Raw genomic sequence first — 17,897 nt, forward strand, 5'->3', positions numbered from 1 at the left:
GGCCGCACAACCGGAGGTTGTGCGGCTAGGGTGGCCGCGTGGATCTCAACGCTGTACGCACCTTTGTCGCGGTCGCGGAGTCAGGGCAGTTCCAGCGGGCGGCCGTCGACCTGTCCCTCACTCAACAGGCCGTCTCCAAGCGTGTCGCCGCGCTGGAGAAGGACCTCGGTGTGCGGCTGTTCACCCGCACGGCACAGGGCGCCCGGCTGACCATCGACGGGCAGGTCTTCCTGCCGCACGCCCGCGAACTCCTCCAGGCCCGGGACCGGGCCGTCGCCGCCGTGCGTCCCGGTCGGCGGGCGCTGCGCGTCGACGTCATCGGGCGCCGGCTCTCGCTGGCGGGCCATCTGCGCGACTTCCATCGGGCGCACCCCGAGACCGCCCTCGACGTGGTGACCCTCTTCGACGCGGACACCGCCGTCGCGGCCCTGCGCTCCGGCGCCATCGACGCCACCTTCCGCGCCGTCGCCGTGCCGGGGCTCAAACTGCCCGACGACATCGAGGCCGTACCCGTCTACGACGAACCGCTCCAGCTGTTCACCGGCCCCGACCACGCGTTCGCGACCGCCGCCGCCGTGACCCCCGCGCAACTGGCGGGGCAGCGCGTCTGGATGCCCGGCAACGCCCCGGGAGCCGAGTGGACCGCGTACTACGACGAGCTGGCCGCCGCGTTCGGCTGCACCATCGACACGGTCGGACCCAACTTCGGCGTCGAGGCCCTGCTCGACACGATCGCCGCGTCCTCGACGCTGGCGACCTTCCTCAGCGAGCGGACACCGCTGGTCTGGCCCGTCGGCCACGACCTGCGGCGCATCCCGCTGCACCGGCCCACGCCGGTCTACCCGCACTCCCTGCTGTGGCACACCCGCAACCGGCACCCCGCCCTCGGCGCGCTGCGCGACCACTTCGCCGCACTGCGCCCGGAGCACACGGGAGCCGACGTCTGGACGCCCGGCTGGGCCCGGCGCCGCACCCCATGGCCCGCGAGCGACCGCGGACACCCGCGGGCCCGCTGACGCGGGTCCCTCAGCTCCCGGCCGCCCGTGCGCTCTCGTCGACGCGGTCGCGCGCCCAGGCCAAGAACGCCCGTACCGCGGCGCCGGGAAGGGGCTCGGCGGCTGCGCGCGGCCGCTCGAAACTGCGTACCGCGGCCTCGATGAGCGGCCGGAAGTCCGCCTCGGCCGCGGCGATCTCATATGCCGCGGCGCGCTTGGCCCGCCAGCGGCCGGTGCGGCAGAACACCACCGAGCGGCAGCCGTTGAGGACGCGGTTGTCCGCGAGGTGCCCCTCACCGTCGCTGTGCTCGCGCAGGGAGGCGCGGATCGCGGTGAGCAGTTCGCGAGGCGGCGGCGCGGCGATCGCCTCCCGCGGGGGCCGGCCGTACAGCGGCACCCCGCACTGGTGGGCGACGGAACGGTCGATGACGTACCAGAACGACGGGGAGCGGGTGGCGTCGAAGCCCGCCCGGTCCGGCAGCAGCGCGCCGGTGTTGAGGTCCAGCAGATACCCGGCCGCGCCGGACGGCCGGGCGGCGAAGTCCGCCGCGTAGACCACCAGTTCGAGCCCGGCCGCGGGGCAGCGCAGTCCCGGGTGGGACAGCGTCCTGGCCAGGTCGCGCAGTGCAGGCCGCGGCGGCGCCGGGTCGACCACGACGGTGACGTCGATGTCGCTGCGTCCGTGCCGGTAGTCGCCGAGCGCGAGGGAGCCGACGCCGACGACGCTCACCAGGCCCGGTCCGCACACCGCGCCGGTGCGCCGGACCAGTTCCTCCAGATAGTCGCGCACCTCGGCGGGGACGGCAGGCGGCTGTTCGAGCAGGGGGATCACCCGGCCAGTATCCACGGCGGCACCCGGTGGAAACGACCTTCGCGCGGGGTGGGAGGGGTGCGTGTTTCGGGGCACTCGGAGGGACGCAAGCGATACCAGCGCAGGCAAGGAGCGGTCATGGCCGAGCAGAAGTCGCCTTCGGGCCCCGTAGCGCCCCTGCGCGCAGCGGCCTCGGCGGTGCGCAAGGTGCCCGGCGCCGAGGCGCTGACCAGGGCCGGCGAAGGCATACTGGACAAGGTCGAATCCGTGTCGCCCCGCGGACGGCGGCTGGCCGTCTACACCGGCGCCGGAGTGCTCGGGGCGGTCGGCGCGGTGGAGTGGCCCGTCGCCCTCACCGGCGCGGCGGTCGTCTGGCTCACCCAGGCGCGCCCCAAGGAAGCCGAGGGCGAGCCGACCGGCGCCGTCACGGGCAAGGCAACCGGCCCCGTCACCGGTTCGGCGGCGCCGACGACGGCCGCCGCCGCCCCGCGGCGCGCGAGCACCGGCCGCCGGGCGACGACACCGGCACCGAAGAAGTCGACGCCGGCACAGAAGAAGACCGCGTCCGAGGCCCCGCGGGGCACGACCGCCAAGAGCGGCACGAGCACGCGTACGACAACGACCGGTACGAGCGCCCGTACGACGACGGCGAAGCGAGGGCGCACCACCCGCTGAGCCGCACCCAGGGAAAGTGATGCGTCATGGTTCTGGGGTTGCTGACCGCCCCGTCGTCCGCCGTCCGGGCACTGCCCACGGCGCCGCGGCTGCTGGCACGGGCGGCCGTGCCCGCGGCCGGAATCGCCGCCGGGGCGATCGCCGGCACGGCCCGGGCCGGGGTGCGGGGCATGGACGGCGCGGTCCGCATCGCCCGGGTCGCGCGCACCGCTCTGCCCGGGTCGGCGGCTCAGTGGCGCGCCGGCGCGCGGGCCCATCTCGCGCTGCGGCCCGCGGACCCCGGCCAGTCGGCCGAGCGGACCCGCCGGCTCGCCCGCCGGCTGGCCGCGGAGGTGAGCCGGCACCCCGATGTGCTCGTCGCCTACTGGGACGACGGTCTGGGCCGGCTGGTGGTGACGGGCACCGAGGACGCGGTCGGCGACGACGTCGTCGAGCACGCGCTGCGGCTGGCTGACCGCTGCGGGCTCATCCCGGCCGACGGCGGCCCCGAGGACACCACGCATCCGGCCGACCCGGCCGGGGTGCGCGCGGCGGCGGCCCTGCTCGCGGCCGACGCGCTGGGTACGAGCGCGGCCATCACGGCGTACTTCCTGCGGCTGCCGCCGTCGCCCCGCGTGGTCACCGCCGTCGTGACGCTGCTGCGGGAGAATCCGCGCTTTCGCGCCCTGCTGCGGTCCCGGATCGGCCACTTCGGCATGGACATGACGCTGACCTGCGCGAACGCCATCGCCCACGGGGCGGGGCAGACACCCGCCTCGCTGCTGCTCGACGGGGCGCTGCGCGCCTGCCAGCTCGCGGACACCGTGTCCCGGGCGGCCTTCTTCGACACGCACCACGACAAGCTCAGCGGACCCGACCGCGTCAGCATCGCGGACCGCGGCTCCCCGCGCCCCGCCCTGCGTGTCTCCCCGGCCCAGCAGTACGCCGGCCACGCCTCGCTCGGCAGCGTGCTCGGAGCGGCGGCGACCCTGCTGGTCAAGCATGATGTCGCCGAGGCGGCCGAGGCGGTGCTCTCGGGATCGCCGAAGGCCGCGCGCTACGGTCCTGCCGCCTTCCACGCCCTGCTCGGCGCCGCGCTCGCCCGGTCGGGCGTCCTCGCCCGCGAGCCGGAGCGGCTGCGGGAACTGGAGATGGCGGGCACGCTCGTGCTGCATCCGAGCGCGCTGCGCACCGAACGGGGCGAGGCCGACCCGTGGGCGGAACCCGTGCTGGACGCGGCGCGCCGGGCCAAACTGCACGTCGTCCTCGTGGACGACCCCGCGCTTGAGGACTTCACCGGCCTCGCCGACCAGGTCGTGGACGCACGGCGCCCGCTGGACGACGTGGTGCACGGGCTCGGCGACGACGCGGGCGCCGTCATCACCGTCGCCCGGATCCGCTCCCGCGACAGCCACGTCCTGCTGGACGGGCTGCTCGCCGGGGACATCGCCTGCGCCCTCACCGACGCGGGCGGCGCCGTCGTCTGGGGTGCGGACGTGCTCGCCCTGCACGGACTGTCCGACGTGTGGCGGGTGCTGACCGCGATACCGGCGGCCCGGCGCGTCGGCGGCCGGGCGCAGACCCTGGCCCGCTCGGGCGCCGCGCTGTCCGGACTGCTGGTGGCCGTCGGCGGGTCGAAGGGCGGCCGGGGACGGCGGTCCGCGCTGCCGGGACTGCGGCACGCCCCCGTCGACCTCGCGGCGGCCACCGCCCTGCTGACCGCCGCCCGCGCGGCGCTCGGCGTCGCCGCGGCCCGCCCGCCCGTGCCACGGCCGAGGGTGCACTGGCACGAGATGGAGGCGGACGAGGCCCTGGACCGGCTGGAGCACCGGCCGGCCGCGGAGCACGGCCCGTTGGACCAGGCGTCGGCCCAGGCCCGCAGAGCGGCACAGGCCGCGTCGCACACCGCCTTCCTCACCCCCGCCTGGTGGACGGTGCGTCTCGCCAAGGCCGTACGCGACGAACTGAACGATCCCCTCACCCCCGTGCTCGCCGTCGGTTCGGCCGCCTCCGCGATCCTCGGTTCCGTCGTGGACGCCCTGCTCGTCCTCGGCGCCCTGGATCTGAACGCGCTCGTCGGCGGCATCGAGCGGCTGCGCGCCGAACGCGCCGTGTCCGGGCTGCTCGCCCAGCAGAAGCGGACCGCTCGGCTCGCCCCGAGCGTGCGGGCCGAGCCGCACACCGTGGACGCCGCCGATCTGGAACCGGGAGACGTCATCGAGTTGCAGACCGACGACGTCGTACCCGCAGACGCCCGGCTGCTGTGGGAGGACGGCCTGGAGGTCGACGAGTCGGCGCTGACCGGGGAGTCACTGCCGGTGGAGAAGCAGACCGAGCCGACCCCGCACGCCGCGGTCGCCGACCGGCGCTCCATGGTGTTCGAGGGCACGACCGTGACGGTCGGGCACGCCCGTGCGGTGGTGGTGGACACCGGCGAGCGCACCGAGGCATCCCGTGCGGTGCGGCTCGCCGCCCGCACCCCGCCGGCCGCCGGCGTACAGGGCAGGCTGCGCGAGCTGACCGCCGGTGCGCTGCCGTTGACGTTCGCGGGCGGAGCCGCGATCACCGGCCTCGCGCTGCTGAGGGGCACGTCCATCCGGGAGGCGGTCAGCGGCGGGGTCGCCGTCGCGGTGGCGGCCGTGCCCGAGGGGCTGCCGCTGGTGGCCACGGTGGCGCAGCTGGCGGCGGCCCGGCGGCTGAGCCGCGGCGGGGTGCTGGTGCGCACGACACGGGCCCTGGAAGCGCTCGGCCGCATGGACACCATCTGCTTCGACAAGACCGGCACCCTCACCGAGAACCGGCTGCGGCTGGCCAAGGCGACCGACCACGACGGCACGGTGCACCCGGTGGACGACCCGGCCGCGGCCGACACGCTGCGCGTCGCCGCCCGGGCCTGTCCCCGCCTCAACGGCGGCTCGGACCGGCCGGTGCACGCCACGGACGAGGCGGTGCTGGACGCCACCGGACCCGATCCGGACTGGACGCAGTCGGAGGGACGTCAGTTCGAGGCCGCCCGCGGATACGCCGCCGCGGTCGGCCGGGCCGGTCAGGGCCCGCGTCTGCTGGTGGTCAAGGGCGCCCCGGAGACCGTCCTGCCCGCCTGCGCCGGGCTGCCCGAGCGTATCTCCGAGGCGGCGCGGACCCTCGCCGGGGACGGGCTGCGGATCCTGGCGGTGGCCCGGCGCCGGCTGAGCGCGGACGAGGACCCCGAGGACGTGCTGGAACAGGACCTCGGCGACCTGGAGTTCACCGGTCTGCTGGGCCTCGCGGACACGCCGCGCGACACGTCGCAGACGCTCGTGCGCGGCCTGCGCGAGGCAGGCGTACGGCCGGTGATGCTCACCGGCGACCATCCGCAGACCGCGCAGTCGATCGCGCTGGCGCTGGGCTGGCCCGAGGACACCGCCGTCATCACCGGCAGCGAGCTGGCGGCGGCCGACCGTTCGGCAAGGGCCCGTATGCTGCGCGACACCACTGTGGTGGCGCGGGTCGCACCCGAGCAGAAACTGAAGGTCGTCGAGGCGCTGCGGGACGCCGGCCGCGTGGTGGGCATGGTCGGGGACGGCGCGAACGACGCGGCGGCGATCCGCGCGGCCGACGTCGGCGTCGGCATCAACGCCCGGGGTTCGTCGGCCGCGCGCAACGCCGCCGACCTGGTGCTCACCGACGACGACCTGACGGTCCTGATCGACGCGGTGCGCGAGGGCCGCGCCCTGTGGCGCAGCGTCGCCGACGCGATCGCCATCCTGATCGGCGGCAACGCGGGGGAGATCGGGTTCGGTCTTGTCGGCACGCTGCTGTCGGGCAGGGCGCCGCTGTCCACCCGCCAGATGCTGCTGGTGAACCTGTTCACGGACCTGTTCCCGGCGATGGCGGTCGCGGTCACCCGCAAGGAGACCGAAGAGCCGTCGCAGGCGCGGGCCGCGGACTCCCCCGAGGCGGCATCGGCCGTGCTCGGCGCTCCGCTGCTCACACAGATCCGCCACCGGGCGCTCACCACGTGTCTGGGCGCCGTCACGGCCTGGCTGATCGGCCGCTGGACGCCCGGCACGGCCCGCCGCTCCAGCACGATGGCCCTGTGCGGCGTCGTCGGCGCGCAGCTCGCGCAGACCCTGCTGGACCGCCGCGACAGCCGCCTGGTCCGGTTCACGTCCCTCGGCTCGGCCGTGGTGCTCGCGGTGCTGGTGCAGACCCCGGGCGTCAGCCGCTTCTTCGGCTGCACCCCGCTCGGACCCGTCGCCTGGCTCGGTGTGGCGGCGTCGATCGCGCTGGCCCTGATGGGCCAGCGCGCCCTGCCCCGCCTGGAGAAGACCGTGGGACGCCTGACGGCCGCACAGCCCGGTCGCGGGGCGGCCTGACCGCGGGCTCGTCCGTGTCCCGGCGGTGCGCCGGCATGTTCCCCGAGGCCGGTGCCGGCCCCGTGACCGGAACGGCACAAGCCGGTCAGTCGGCGGTGGTCTCCAGCAGTTGCTTGAGGCGGCGCAGGTCGGCGTCGACCATGTCGGCGTCCCGCTGGAACTCGGTGTCGGTCATCCCCGGCCTGCGGCGCAGGGTGAACACCACTTCGCTGCCCGTGCCGTCCGCGATCACACGGAGCGGGTTGTGGACCGTCTCTCCCGAGGGCAGCGTGACGTCGTGGTCGAGGACGCCCAGGTCGTTCGCGGCCACGAACGCCACCACGACCCGGCCCATCGGCGCGGACTCGGCGACCCACTGACCGTCGATCCGCTGGATGGAACCGCCAAGCCCGAGCGCCCACGCCGGCAGGTTGACCGGGTCGGAGGCATAGGCGTAGACGTCCGCCACGGAGCGGTCGATGTGGATGCTGAGGTGACGCGATGCGCGCGGGGTGTCCATGGCGGCAACCCTAGGGGAACCGCCCGGCCGCCGCCTTGAACGAATCGGACACCGCCGGGCCGCCGGGCCGCTGCCGGTGGCGTCGGTGTAGCCGCCGCGCGGCAGCGGCGCCGCCTCGGCGTTCAGGAAACGCCGAGGCGGCTGCGGGTCGCGATGCCGCCGGCAGTCCCGGTGCGCCCCGCCGGCCGCTCCGGCATCGGCGGCGGGCAGGGGGATGTCGAACCCGGCCACGCGCGGCACCGGTCACTCGGCGACCGCCGGGACGAGGGAGCCCCAGCGGATCCGTGTCGCGGACAGGCAGACGATCAGCGCCGAGACCGCCACCGCGGCCATGCCCGGGACCAGGCCGGCCGCGCCCGCGATGAAGCCGATCAGGGCCGGACCCACCAGCAGCCCCGTGGTGCCCATCGCGGCCACCAGCGCCAGGGCGTCGGACCCCTTCGCCGCCGCGGCCACGTACACGCACGGTGTGACGGCCGCCGCGCCGAGGCCCACGCAGGCGAAGCCGGCCAGCGTGGGCACCACCCCGCCGGCCAGGAGGGCGAGCGCGAGTCCGATGCCGGCCACCGCGCTGCCGACGCGCACCACGCGTCCGTCGCCCCAGCGGGTGCGCCAGCGGTCGGCGAAGACCCGGGCCAGCAGCATCATCACCGAGACGACGGCGATGCCCATCGGCGCCACCGTCTCCGACGCCTTGGCGACGTCCTTCATGTAGAGCGCGGACCAGTCGTTCATGGCGCCCTCGGTCACGGTGCCGAACGCCATGGCGCAGCCCATCCACAGCGTCGCGCGCGAGGGCACGGTCAGCGCCCGGCGGCGCTTGCTCTCGGGTGCCTGCGCGCCGGTGTCCCGCTGCGCGGTCTCGGCCGGCTGCCGCGCCGCCTCGGTGAGCAGTCCCGGCCGGGCGTAGCCGAGCAGCAGCATCAGCAGCACGACGGCCACGGCGAAGTGCGCGGTGACGGCCGAGGTCACCAGGTTCACCGCGGAGGCCAGCAGCGCGGCGCCGAGCAGCCCGGCGCTGAACGTGGCGTGCAGCTGGGACATGGCGGTGCGCCGGAACCTGGTCTCCAGCTCGGCGCCCTGCGCGTTCATGGCGACGTTCAGCGCGCCGACGCCGACACCGTCGCAGCAGATGATCAGGAGGGCGACCGGGTAGTTCGGCGCCACGGACAGCAGCGCGAGCAGCGCCGCGAGGACGAGTGCCGACATGAGGGCGAGACGCCGGGAGCCGAGCCGCCGCATGAGGAACGCGACCAGTGGGAAGGAGGCGGCGGCCCCGGCGCCGCAGGCCATCAGCAGCAGCCCCAGTTCCGTCTCGGACAGACCGAGTTCGCTTCTGAGCGTGGGCAGCCGCGCGGCCCAGGTGGCGTACTGGAAGCCGAGGAAGCAGAACAGCGCGGCGATGGCCCATTTGGCACGGCGCGACGCGTCGTGCACACGGACGGTGTTCGTCAACCCGCTTCCTCCTCTTCGAGGGGCCGGCTCGCGGGCACCCCTGTCGACATGTAGACGGCGTCTTCGCCGTAGCCGGGCGGGACGTGGACCTCGTGATGGGTCCGGTAGCCATGGGCCCGCCAGAAGCCCTCCATCCCGTCGATCGCGACGAGCGAGATCCGTTCGTATCGGCGGGCGGCGGCGACGGCGGTGAGATGGCGCAGCAGCCGGCGCCCCAGGCCCCTGCCGCGCAGCGGCTCGGCGACGACGAGGTCGTGCAGATGGAGGTTGCGCGAGTGGTGGGTCAGCCGCTCCGGCCGGGTCAGGTCGGGGTAGCGGAACATCGGGTAGGGCAGGGCGAGCACATAGCCCGCGATCCGGCCGTCCAGGTCGAGGACGAAGCAGGTGCCGGGCGAGGCCCGCCCCCGTGACTCCAGGGCGGCCCGGCCCTCGGTGAGCGAACTGCCCGCGTAGGTGTCGGCCTCCAGGGCGGCGACGTGCGGCCAGTCGGCGTCGGCGATGGCACGCACGCGCGGCGGGTGGCCCATCAGTGCGTCCTCTCGGCGGTCGGAACGGGACCGGTGTGTCCGTCGCGCACGCAGATGTACGGCAGCGGACCGAATCCGTTGAATCCCCGGGTCGTGTAGCTGGTGGCGTAGGCGCCGGCGGACAGGATCCAGACGGGGTCGCCCGAGGCGGCGGCGGCCGGCACGCGCGTGGCGCGGGGGCCGCTCGCGTAGGCGTCGTCGCTGTCGCAGGTCGGTCCGGCGATCACCGCGGGCACCCGGTCACCGCCCCGGTGGCCGGGGAAGACGAGCCGGTGGCGCAGCTGGTCCATCTCGTACAGTCCGTTGAACTTGCCGCAGCTCAGGTACAGCCAGTGCGCCGTGTCGCCGTCGTTCCCGGCGGGCTGCTCCCGGCTGGTCAGCCGGTAGACATGCGCCCGCACGGCGCCGTGGTCGGCCACCAGGTGGCGGCCCGGCTCCATGACGAAGTCGAGGGGTGCGGGGCTGAGGTGCCGCAACTGTTCGATGCCGTCGCGGATGACGGCGAACATCTTGTCCAGCGGCGGTTCGAGCGGGCGTCCCTGCCGGTCGAGGTAGCCGAGCGCGGGCAGGCCGCCGCCGAGGTTGACGAGGTCGATCGCGATGCCCCGCGCGTCCAGTGCGGTGATCGCGTCGCCGAGCGAGTCGAACGCCTGCCGCCAGGCGTCGGCGGTCATCTGCTGCGAGCCGACGTGCACCGAAAGGCCCGCCGGTGTCAGCCCGGCCGCCGCCGCCGCGGACAGCACCCGCACCGCGTCGTCGCGTGTGCAGCCGAACTTGCGGCTCAGGCCCCACAGCGCGCCGTCGCCGCTGGTGGCGAGCCGGCAGAACACCCGGGAGCCCGGGGCGTGGGCGGCGATCGCCGCGACGTCCTGCACGCTGTCGGTGGCGAAGGTGCGCACCCCGAGCCGGTGTGCCTCGGCGATGTCCGCGTCGGACTTCACGGTGTTTCCGTAGTGGATCCGGTCGGCGGGCACGCCGGTGCGCAGCGCCTGGACGATCTCGGCGGGGCTCGCCGCGTCGAAGCCGGCGCCCCGGGACGCGAGACAGGCCAGCACCTCGTCCACGGGGCACGCCTTCAGCGCGAAGCGCACGGCGATCTGCGGCAGTTCACGCAGCAGCCGCTCGTAGTGGTGCTCGATCCCGGTGAGGTCGTAGACGATGCGGTCCGAGGTGGCGCGGGCGAGGGCGGCCGACAGCCGCGGGGACAGGTCCACGCTCACCCGCCCGTGCTCCTGGGCCCCTGCTCCCGGGCCGCGTCGACGAGCCGCGCCCAGGCGCCGGTCAGCAGGGCGAAGTCCTCGATGTCCCGTTCGGCCTCGTCGAGGAGTCGCTGCCGGCGCGTGGCCAGCAGTTCGGCGAACGCCTCGTACCTGCCGCCGAGTTTGCGGTACGAGGTGTCGACGCGGTCCAGCCGCCATGCGTTCTCTGAGCGGTCGAGGCCGGTGCTCTCGCGCAGGAACGTGACGACGGTGTCGGCCCGGACGTGCCCGCGGTGGTCGAGCAGCGCGTCGCCCGCCGCGGCCATGCGGGCGTAGACGTGGTTGAAGTAGAGCATGGACAGCAGGAACTTCACGAACCGCGTCTGGTAGGCGACGAACCCGGCGTCGGTGCGCCGCTCCGGGGTGTAGAAGTTCTCGATGGTGCGGTTGTGCAGCACACCGGGGAGCGCGGCGTCGTGGACCAGGTGGATGAGGAAGTAGTCGCTGCCGATGGTGCTGGTCGCCGGGGGCAGCGGCACGCGCTCGTAGACCGCGTGGTCGAAGCTGATGTTGCACATGTCCACCCGCATGGGGTCGACGACGGTGAGCGTCGAGTGGTCCTCGGTGAAGGGGGCGGAACCGGCGCCGGTGAACGACTCCTCGACCAGTTGCCGTTTGTCCTTCTCCGGCCAGTCGGCGGGCGCCCACAGACTCACGACGTCGTGGTAGACGCCCGGGTCGAGGCGGGCGATCTCGCCGATGTCCACGGAGAGTTCGCCGATGAACGAGGAACCCACCATGGACACCGTCCGCGTGGCGTGGGCCGGGTCGAGGAGCGTTTCGCTCACGCCCGCGGACGCCTCGGCCGCGGGTCTGCCCAGAGACCGCAGTTCGTGGTGGATGGGGAAGACCGGCGTGCCGTCCAGGGTCTGGTAGGTGCTGTCCGAGTCCCTGCGGTGCACCGAGCGGCAGCCGAGCGCGGCGGCGAAGAGGAAGGCACGGTTCGTGCAGGCGCCGTAGGAGACGTCGGCGGGCAGCAACAGCCGGAGCATCGCGCCGGGTTCGGCGACGCCGGAGCGCTGGATCACGCCCCGCAGGAAGTCCCGCTGCTCCGCCTCGCCGAGGTGGTGCACGATCACATGGGGCTCGGCCGTCAGCTGTGCCACGGCGCGGGCGTGCGCGGCCCGGGTGGCGTCGTCGCAGGAGTCCAGGATCAGCAGGCGCACCTCGACGTCGAAGTGGCGGGCCGCGTACGCCGCCTCCGCGCCGATGGCGGCGATGGTGGCGGAGCACGCCCGGTTCGTGGGCAGGGCCAGACAGATCCGGTCGGGGCGTGCGACGTCGTTCACTCGGCGCACGCCCGTCCGCTCCAGGGTTCCTGTCCCAGCAGCCTGCGGCCCAGGTCGCTGAGGGTGGCCGGCCCGTACCGCAGCGCCTCGGGCCGTCGCGCGTCGCCGAGAAGCGTCGCGTTCCAGTCCGGGGTGCTCAGCGTCCGCCACGACTCGACGCGGGAGTGCCGCAGCGTCTCGTGTTCTTCCAGCGCCGGCATCATCGACAGGTACTGGACGGCGCGGACACCGTTGTCGGAGGCGTTGGGCGCGACTCCGTGGGCCAGCAGGCCGTTGAAGATCAGCAGGTCGCCGGCCTGGAGATCGGGCCGCACCACCGGGAACTCGGAGCGGTCGATCGCGGGCCTGATCGGGTCGCGGCCGGCGGGCTGGCCGATGCGCCACTGCTCGAACCGGTGGAACAGTTCGGGCGCGCACTGGAAGCCGCCCAGCTCGGGCTGGGTGTCGTTGAGGGCGATGATGCCCTGTACCCGCTGCGGCAGCACGCCGAGGGTGGTGTCGACGTCCCAGTGCAGCTCGATGTCGAAGCCCTCGTCGGTGGGTGCGATCAGGGAGCGGGAACGGGTGCCACGGTTGGGCGGGTTGAGGTTGAGCCGGTCCAGCGTGACCCACAGCTCCTCGCAGTCCCATACGTCCACGAAGGCGTCGTAGACGCGCTGGGTCTGCCGGCTGTCCCAGATGAGCTGGTGGTGGTACGCCTCGACGAATCCGTAGACATGCAGATCGCGGTCCAGGTCCGAGCGGAACTCGCGCTCCTCGTACCAGGTTTCGGGCCGGTCGGGGTCCAGGCCCTGGAACTCCCAGGCGAATTCGAGCAGGCTCTTCGCGGCGCCGGGCGAGATGGCGTTGCGGACGACGACGTAGCCGTACGTCTGCCAGAAGGCGAAGTCGTCCTCGGACAGCACGCGCAGCGGGCGGGACTTGTCGAGGTCGCGCAGCGGTGTCTGGGCGAGGTAGCTCTCGCCGTCCGCACTGAAGTAGGGGCGCTGCGAGGCGGCGCGGTACAGATAGGGGTCATGCGTCGGCATGCAATCACTCCAGGGATCGAGTTCTTCAGCGGCCGAGTGGCTGAGTCCCAGATCGCCACGATGATCGAACTGAGGTTCCTACAACTTGGACTAGACCAGTTGTGGTGTCAACGCGCTCCGCTCGAAGCTGCCCGCCAAGTGCCTGCGAACTGCCGGTGGTTGAGGCCCTTGGTGGGTGCGCCGCGGGCCGGGCGCGGACACGCCGAGGGCCCCGCGGCGCGGTCGCGCTGCGGGGCCCTCGGCCCGGGGACGTCGGGGTCTTCGGGTCAGAGCGCGGTGATGGCCTCCGCCGCGGCCAGGCCGCAGACGCGGGCCGCTCCGTGGGTGGCGATGTGCACGGCACCCCGCGGCGGGGACTGCGGTACGCCCATCTCGACCACGACCGTGTCCGGCCGCGCCGCAAGCAGCACATCAAGCCCCGCACGCATCCAGGCATGCCGATGCTCGTCCCGAACCACCGCGACAACCCGACGACCCCCCGCCGCCACCAGGGCATCCGCGCCCGCCGCCGCGCGGTCCTCGACCCACGGGCGTCGGGGTCTTCGGGTCAGAGCGCGGTGATGGCCTCCGCCGCGGCCAGGCCGCAGACGCGGGCCGCTCCGTGGGTGGCGATGTGCACGGCACCCCGCGGCGGGGACTGCGGTACACCCATCTCGACCACGACCGTGTCCGGCCGCGCCGCAAGCAGCACATCAAGCCCCGCACGCATCCACCCATGCCGATGCTCGTCCCGAACCACCGCGACAACCCGACGACCCCCCGCCGCCACCAGGGCATCCGCGCCCGCGTCCGCCCCGGTGAAGGAGCCGCCCGTGGTGCCCGGGAGCAGCCGCTCCAGTTCGCCGGCGACCCCCCAGGGGGTCACGTCGCCGACGGCGATGTTCGGAACCGGGTTGAACGTCGCCACGTACACCGGTCCGTCGACCGGTGCCGCGTGCGCCCCGCGGCGCACACGCAGGGCGCGGCGGGCCGCCACGAGTCCGATCTCCTCGTCCGGTGTCGCCTGCGCCCGCGCGGTACGCCGCGTCGTGGCGGTCCAGCGGGCCAGCCGCCGCACCCGGGCCGCGGCGTCGGCGAGCCGTTCCTCGGGGAGTTCGCCGCGGTGCACGGCCGCGACCAGCGCGTCCCGCAGCTTCAGCACCGTGTCCTCGTCGCACAGCCCGCCGCCCACGCAGATCGCGTCCGCGCCCGCCGTGATCGCCATGACCACCCCGTGCTCCAGGCCGTAGGCCCCGGCGATGGCCCGCATCTCCATGCCGTCGGTGACGATCAGCCCGTCATAGCCGAGTTCGCCCCGCAGCAGTTCGGTGAGGATGCGGCGGGACAGGGTCCCGGGGCGTTCCGCATCCAGCGCCGGGACGAGGATGTGCGCGCTCATGACGGCCTGGGTGCCGGCCTCGATGGCGGCGCGGAACGGGACGAGTTCGCGCCGGCGCAGCGTGTCCTCGTCGACGTCGATGCGCGGCACGGCGTGATGGGAGTCGACGTTGGTGTCGCCGTGTCCCGGGAAGTGCTTGGTGCACGCGGCGACGCCGCTGGACTGCATGCCCCGGACGTACGCCGCCGTGTGCCGCGCCACCAGGTCGGTGTCGGCGCCGAAGGCGCGCACGCCGATGACCGGGTTGTCCGGGTCGGCGTTGACGTCGGCGGACGGCGCCCAGTTGAGGTTGACGCCGCAGTCGGCGAGCCGCCGCCCCAGTTCGCGGGCGACGCGCCGGGTCAGGTCCGGGTCGTCGACGGCGCCGAGCGCGTGATTGCCGGGGAACGCGGAGCCGGTGTGCACGTCGAGGCGGGTGACGTCGCCGCTCTCCTCGTCGATGGCCACCAGCAGATCGTCCCGTTCGGCCCGCAACTGACCGGTGAGGGCGGCGACCTGTTCCTGGCTGACCACATTGCGGCCGAACAGGGCTACGGAGGCGAGACCTTCACCGACCCGGCGGCGCACCCAGTCCGGTGCGTCGGTGCCGGCGAACCCCGGCTGCAGGACCGCGAGCGCGTCGCGGGTGAGGGTGTCGTTGCCGGTGGCAGTAGTGGTCATCGAAGGCGTCATCCCTTCACGGCACCGTCGGCCAGGCCGCACGCCGCCGCGTGATGCAGAAGTGGAAAGAGAAGGAAGGAGAAGGAAGGAGAACGAGGGGACAGGAGAGGGCAGGAGAGGCCAGGAGAAGAGGGACGGAGACGGAGAACAGGAAAGCGGACACGAGGGGCAATCCGGAACAGCGGCGGGCACACCGAACCCCGGCCGGACCGTGCGGCATCCCTCCTTGCTCGAAGGCCGCCGCCGGACCGCGCCCGGCGGGTTTCCGCGCACGCCGCCACCGCACGCCGACGGGACCCGACGCGCTAATGGTGTAGACCTGCACGAGGGAGCTTGGCCTAGACTTTTATGCAGCGTCAAGGTCGCCGGAGGGTCGATCTCGACCCTTTGGCGAAGAACGTCGCACCGGACACGGCCGCGGACCGCATTCCTCATCTGGACTAGACCACAGCACGGTTGAGGGTTATAACGGGGTCCGGCGACCGAGCCGGGAAGGCAGGCCATGACCACCCACGTCAGCAGCACCCCGCAGCACCGGGCCGCGCCCGGCCGCGCGCCACGCGTCCCGAAGTACTACGAGGTCAAGCAGCAGGTCCTCGCCATGACGCGGGCGCTGACGCCCGGCTCCCGGATGCCGGCCGAGCGATTACTCGCCGTCCGGCTCGCCACCTCGCGCACCACGGTCCGGCAGGCGTTGCAGGAACTCGTGGGCGAGGGCCGGCTGGACCGCGTCCAGGGCAAGGGGACCTTCGTCGCCCGGCCCAAGCTCTACCGCACCCTCCTGCTCACCTCCCACACCGAGGACATGCATGCCCAGGGCCTCGAACCCGCCTCACGGGTACTGGACATCAGCCAGGTCGAAGCGGACGACAAGCTGTCGGCGCTGCTCGGCGTCGCGGCCGGCGACGGCGTACTGCGCATCGAGCGGCTGCGGCTGGCCAGCGGCGAGCCCAAGGCCATCGAGACGACCCACCTGTCCGCCCGGCGCTTTCCCGGACTGCACCGGTCCCTGGCCGCCCACCGATCGCTGTACACGGCGCTCGCCGAGGCGTACGGGGTGCGCCTCGCGGAGGCCGAGGAGGCCATCGAGACCTCGCTCGCCACTCCCCGCGAGGCCGCGCTGCTCGCCACCGAGGTGGGCCTGCCGATGCTGCTCCTGTCCCGTCATTCCCGCGACGCGCACGGCACACCGGTCGAATGGGTCCGCTCGGTGTACCGCGGCTCCCGCTACAAGTTCACGGTGACGCTGACCCGCCCGGCGGACTGAACCCCCGCCCGGGCCACGGCCCGTCACCGCCCACCGCAACGGCCGCCGCACCGCGCGGCATCCGGCTCCCCCTCGGCTCCCCCGGCCCCCGCGCCCCGCGCGGACGCCGCCGACGTCCCCTCCCTTTCACCGACCTCGCTCTGGCGACGGCCGCCTTTGGCCCGGCCCCAGACCCCGACGCATCTCCCCGCGCGGCGAGCGCCACGGCTGTCGGCTCCCCGCGCGCTCAGCACCGCACCGGCGCCCGGACGCCGGGGCAGCACCGAACGACGAAATGGGCGTGAAGTGAGCGAAACATCCACGGTGGACGCGCTTGCGGCGGCGCTGGTCCACGCGCGCGAGGCGGCCTGCCTCACCCAGGAGGACCTTGCGGAGAAGTCGGGGCTCAGCGTGCGGGCGATCCGCAACCTCGAAACCGGTCACACCGCACGGCCCCGCAAGCAGTCACTGATCCTGCTCGCGGGGGCCCTCGGCCTGTCACCCGCCGAGGTGGCGCGGCTGCTGCGCGGCTCCCGCGCCGAGCAGCACACCGGGCCACGCCCCGAACGGCCCCCGCAGCCGCTGCCCGCGGAACTGCCCGCGGCGCCCCGCAACCGCCTCGTCGGGCGGGAGCGGATCGTCGCCTCCCTCCGCGCCCACCTCTCGTCGCGGCAGGCCCGCGACCGCGCACGGCCCGCGGTCGTCGTCGGACCGCCGGGCGCGGGCAAGACGTCCCTGGTGCTGCGGGTCGCACACGGCGTACGCGACCGGTTCCCGGACGGGCAGGTCTTCGTCGATCTGCATCCGGCCTCCGGTGACCCGTTCACGCCCGACATGCTCGTGCGCCGCATCCTCCGCTCGCTCGGCGAGGCGCCCGCCGTGCGCAGCCCGGAGGAGGCCGGCGCCCGGCTGCGGGACGCGCTCAGCCGCCGGCATGTCCTCGTGGTCCTCGACAACGTGGACAGCGAGGCGCAGGTACGGCCACTGCTCGTGGACGACGCGCGCAGCGCCGTCCTGGTCGCAGCGCGACGTGAACTGTCCGCACTGCCGGGGCAGTTGACGCACCGGATCGGCCCGCTCGACCCACGGGACGCGCACCGGACGCTGGCGGACCTCGCGGGTGCCGCGCGCACCGGCGCGGAGCCGTCGGCCGCGCTGAGCATCGTGCGCTCCTGCGGGCGGCTGCCGCTGGCCCTGCACATCGCCGGGCTGTGGCTGTCGGCGCGCCCGCACCGGTCGCTGCGCGATCTGGCCGACCGTCTGGCAAACGAGCGGGAGCGGCTGCCGTTTTTGCGGGTCGGGGATCTGTCGGTGCAGGCGAGCGTGGCGGCCTGCCACCGGGTCTTACCGGCCCCGATCGCGGCGTCGCTGCGCCGGCTCGGCGCGGAGCGCGGCGACTTCGGCGTCGACGACGTGGTGGGGCGCGCGGCGCCGTCCCGGCAGCTCGCGGTGGACCTGCTCGACGAGTTGCTGAGCCGTCAGATCACCTATGTCAGCGAGTTCGGCAGGAACGGGCACAGCCGCTACCGGTTGTACGACGCGGTACGCCTGTACGTCGCGTACGGCGACGAGCGCCCGCCCGGCGACGGCGGTCCGGCCGGCCGGGTCCGGCTGCCCCGCCAGTCCGGACGCACCCAGCACCGGGTCCGCCGAGTGCGCTCCACCACCTGACCCCCCGAGGCCACGCCCGCGCATGCTCGATCCGCCTTGGGCGCGGGCCCCCGACGAGCGGCGACGG

13 protein-coding genes and 1 pseudogene are annotated in these 17,897 nt (G+C 74.2%); 5 read left to right on the plus strand and 9 right to left on the minus strand.

Annotated elements, in window-relative coordinates:
* Positions 1-38 precede the first annotated feature (38 nt).
* A complete protein-coding gene (locus AC27LF_RS06440; RefSeq protein WP_479663562.1) occupies positions 39-1,016 on the plus strand; it encodes a LysR family transcriptional regulator in 978 nt (325 codons plus the stop codon).
* 10 nt (positions 1,017-1,026) lie between these two features.
* Here the strand turns inward: AC27LF_RS06440 and AC27LF_RS06445 are convergent, their stop codons facing one another.
* Complete coding sequence (locus AC27LF_RS06445) at positions 1,027-1,827, minus strand: nucleotidyltransferase domain-containing protein (protein ID WP_479663561.1); 801 nt, start codon at positions 1,825-1,827, stop codon at positions 1,027-1,029.
* Positions 1,828-1,944: 117 nt separating this feature from the next.
* Here AC27LF_RS06445 and AC27LF_RS06450 point away from each other — a divergent pair, with 117 nt between their 5' ends.
* Positions 1,945-2,481: a hypothetical protein gene (locus AC27LF_RS06450; protein WP_479663560.1), complete on the plus strand. Its 537-nt coding sequence runs from the start codon at positions 1,945-1,947 to the stop codon at positions 2,479-2,481.
* Between the two features lie 26 nt (positions 2,482-2,507).
* Positions 2,508-6,818 carry a cation-translocating P-type ATPase gene (locus AC27LF_RS06455; RefSeq protein ID WP_479663559.1) on the plus strand — a complete coding sequence of 1,437 codons (4,311 nt, stop codon included), beginning with the start codon at positions 2,508-2,510 and terminating at the stop codon, positions 6,816-6,818.
* Positions 6,819-6,903: 85 nt separating this feature from the next.
* On the opposite strand, the gene AC27LF_RS06460 is transcribed toward AC27LF_RS06455, so the two are convergent.
* The 8 genes and pseudogenes from AC27LF_RS06460 to AC27LF_RS06495 form a co-directional block, all read right to left on the minus strand.
* On the minus strand, positions 6,904-7,317 hold the full coding sequence (locus AC27LF_RS06460; protein ID WP_479663558.1) for an SRPBCC family protein: 414 nt from the start codon (positions 7,315-7,317) through the stop codon (positions 6,904-6,906).
* 243 nt (positions 7,318-7,560) lie between these two features.
* Entirely contained in the window at positions 7,561-8,772 is a 1,212-nt protein-coding gene (locus tag AC27LF_RS06465) for an MFS transporter (RefSeq protein ID WP_479663557.1), read from the minus strand.
* A complete protein-coding gene (locus tag AC27LF_RS06470; RefSeq protein ID WP_479663556.1) occupies positions 8,769-9,299 on the minus strand; it encodes a GNAT family N-acetyltransferase in 531 nt (176 codons plus the stop codon). Before AC27LF_RS06470 ends, AC27LF_RS06465 begins: the two co-directional genes overlap by 4 nt.
* Positions 9,299-10,519, minus strand: coding sequence for a type III PLP-dependent enzyme (locus tag AC27LF_RS06475; RefSeq protein WP_479663555.1), 1,221 nt, complete (start codon positions 10,517-10,519; stop codon positions 9,299-9,301). The genes AC27LF_RS06470 and AC27LF_RS06475 overlap by 1 nt, the downstream gene beginning before the upstream one ends.
* The gene (locus AC27LF_RS06480; RefSeq protein ID WP_479663588.1) at positions 10,516-11,847 is read right to left on the minus strand and encodes a DUF6271 family protein; all 1,332 of its coding nucleotides are present in this window, start codon (positions 11,845-11,847) and stop codon (positions 10,516-10,518) included. Before AC27LF_RS06480 ends, AC27LF_RS06475 begins: the two co-directional genes overlap by 4 nt.
* Entirely contained in the window at positions 11,844-12,875 is a 1,032-nt protein-coding gene (locus AC27LF_RS06485) for a phytanoyl-CoA dioxygenase family protein (protein ID WP_479663554.1), read from the minus strand. The genes AC27LF_RS06480 and AC27LF_RS06485 overlap by 4 nt, the downstream gene beginning before the upstream one ends.
* Before the next feature lie 266 nt (positions 12,876-13,141).
* A pseudogene (locus AC27LF_RS06490) lies at positions 13,142-13,381 on the minus strand (hypothetical protein); the annotation flags it as partial.
* Between the two features lie 41 nt (positions 13,382-13,422).
* Complete coding sequence (locus AC27LF_RS06495; protein WP_479663553.1) at positions 13,423-14,913, minus strand: glycoside hydrolase family 3 protein; 1,491 nt, start codon at positions 14,911-14,913, stop codon at positions 13,423-13,425.
* Positions 14,914-15,415: 502 nt separating this feature from the next.
* Between AC27LF_RS06495 and AC27LF_RS06500 the strand changes: the two genes are divergently transcribed.
* Positions 15,416-16,180, plus strand: coding sequence for a GntR family transcriptional regulator (locus AC27LF_RS06500; RefSeq protein WP_479663552.1), 765 nt, complete (start codon positions 15,416-15,418; stop codon positions 16,178-16,180).
* Between the two features lie 285 nt (positions 16,181-16,465).
* Positions 16,466-17,830 carry a helix-turn-helix domain-containing protein gene (locus tag AC27LF_RS06505; RefSeq protein ID WP_479663551.1) on the plus strand — a complete coding sequence of 455 codons (1,365 nt, stop codon included), beginning with the start codon at positions 16,466-16,468 and terminating at the stop codon, positions 17,828-17,830.
* Positions 17,831-17,897 lie beyond the last annotated feature (67 nt).

This window comes from Streptomyces diversicolor, from assembly GCF_057537855.1.

Bases quoted from the DNA above. Each gene is read 5' to 3' on its own strand.
- AC27LF_RS06450 (WP_479663560.1), top strand. From the start codon at position 1,945: ATGGCCGAGCAGAAGTCGCCTTCGGGCCCCGTAGCGCCCCTGCGCGCA.
- AC27LF_RS06455 (WP_479663559.1), top strand. From the start codon at position 2,508: ATGGTTCTGGGGTTGCTGACCGCCCCGTCGTCCGCCGTCCGGGCACTG.
- AC27LF_RS06460 (WP_479663558.1), bottom strand. From the start codon at position 7,317: ATGGACACCCCGCGCGCATCGCGTCACCTCAGCATCCACATCGACCGC.
- AC27LF_RS06470 (WP_479663556.1), bottom strand. From the start codon at position 9,299: ATGGGCCACCCGCCGCGCGTGCGTGCCATCGCCGACGCCGACTGGCCG.
- AC27LF_RS06485 (WP_479663554.1), bottom strand. From the start codon at position 12,875: ATGCCGACGCATGACCCCTATCTGTACCGCGCCGCCTCGCAGCGCCCC.
- AC27LF_RS06495 (WP_479663553.1), bottom strand. From the start codon at position 14,913: ATGACCACTACTGCCACCGGCAACGACACCCTCACCCGCGACGCGCTC.
- AC27LF_RS06500 (WP_479663552.1), top strand. From the start codon at position 15,416: ATGACCACCCACGTCAGCAGCACCCCGCAGCACCGGGCCGCGCCCGGC.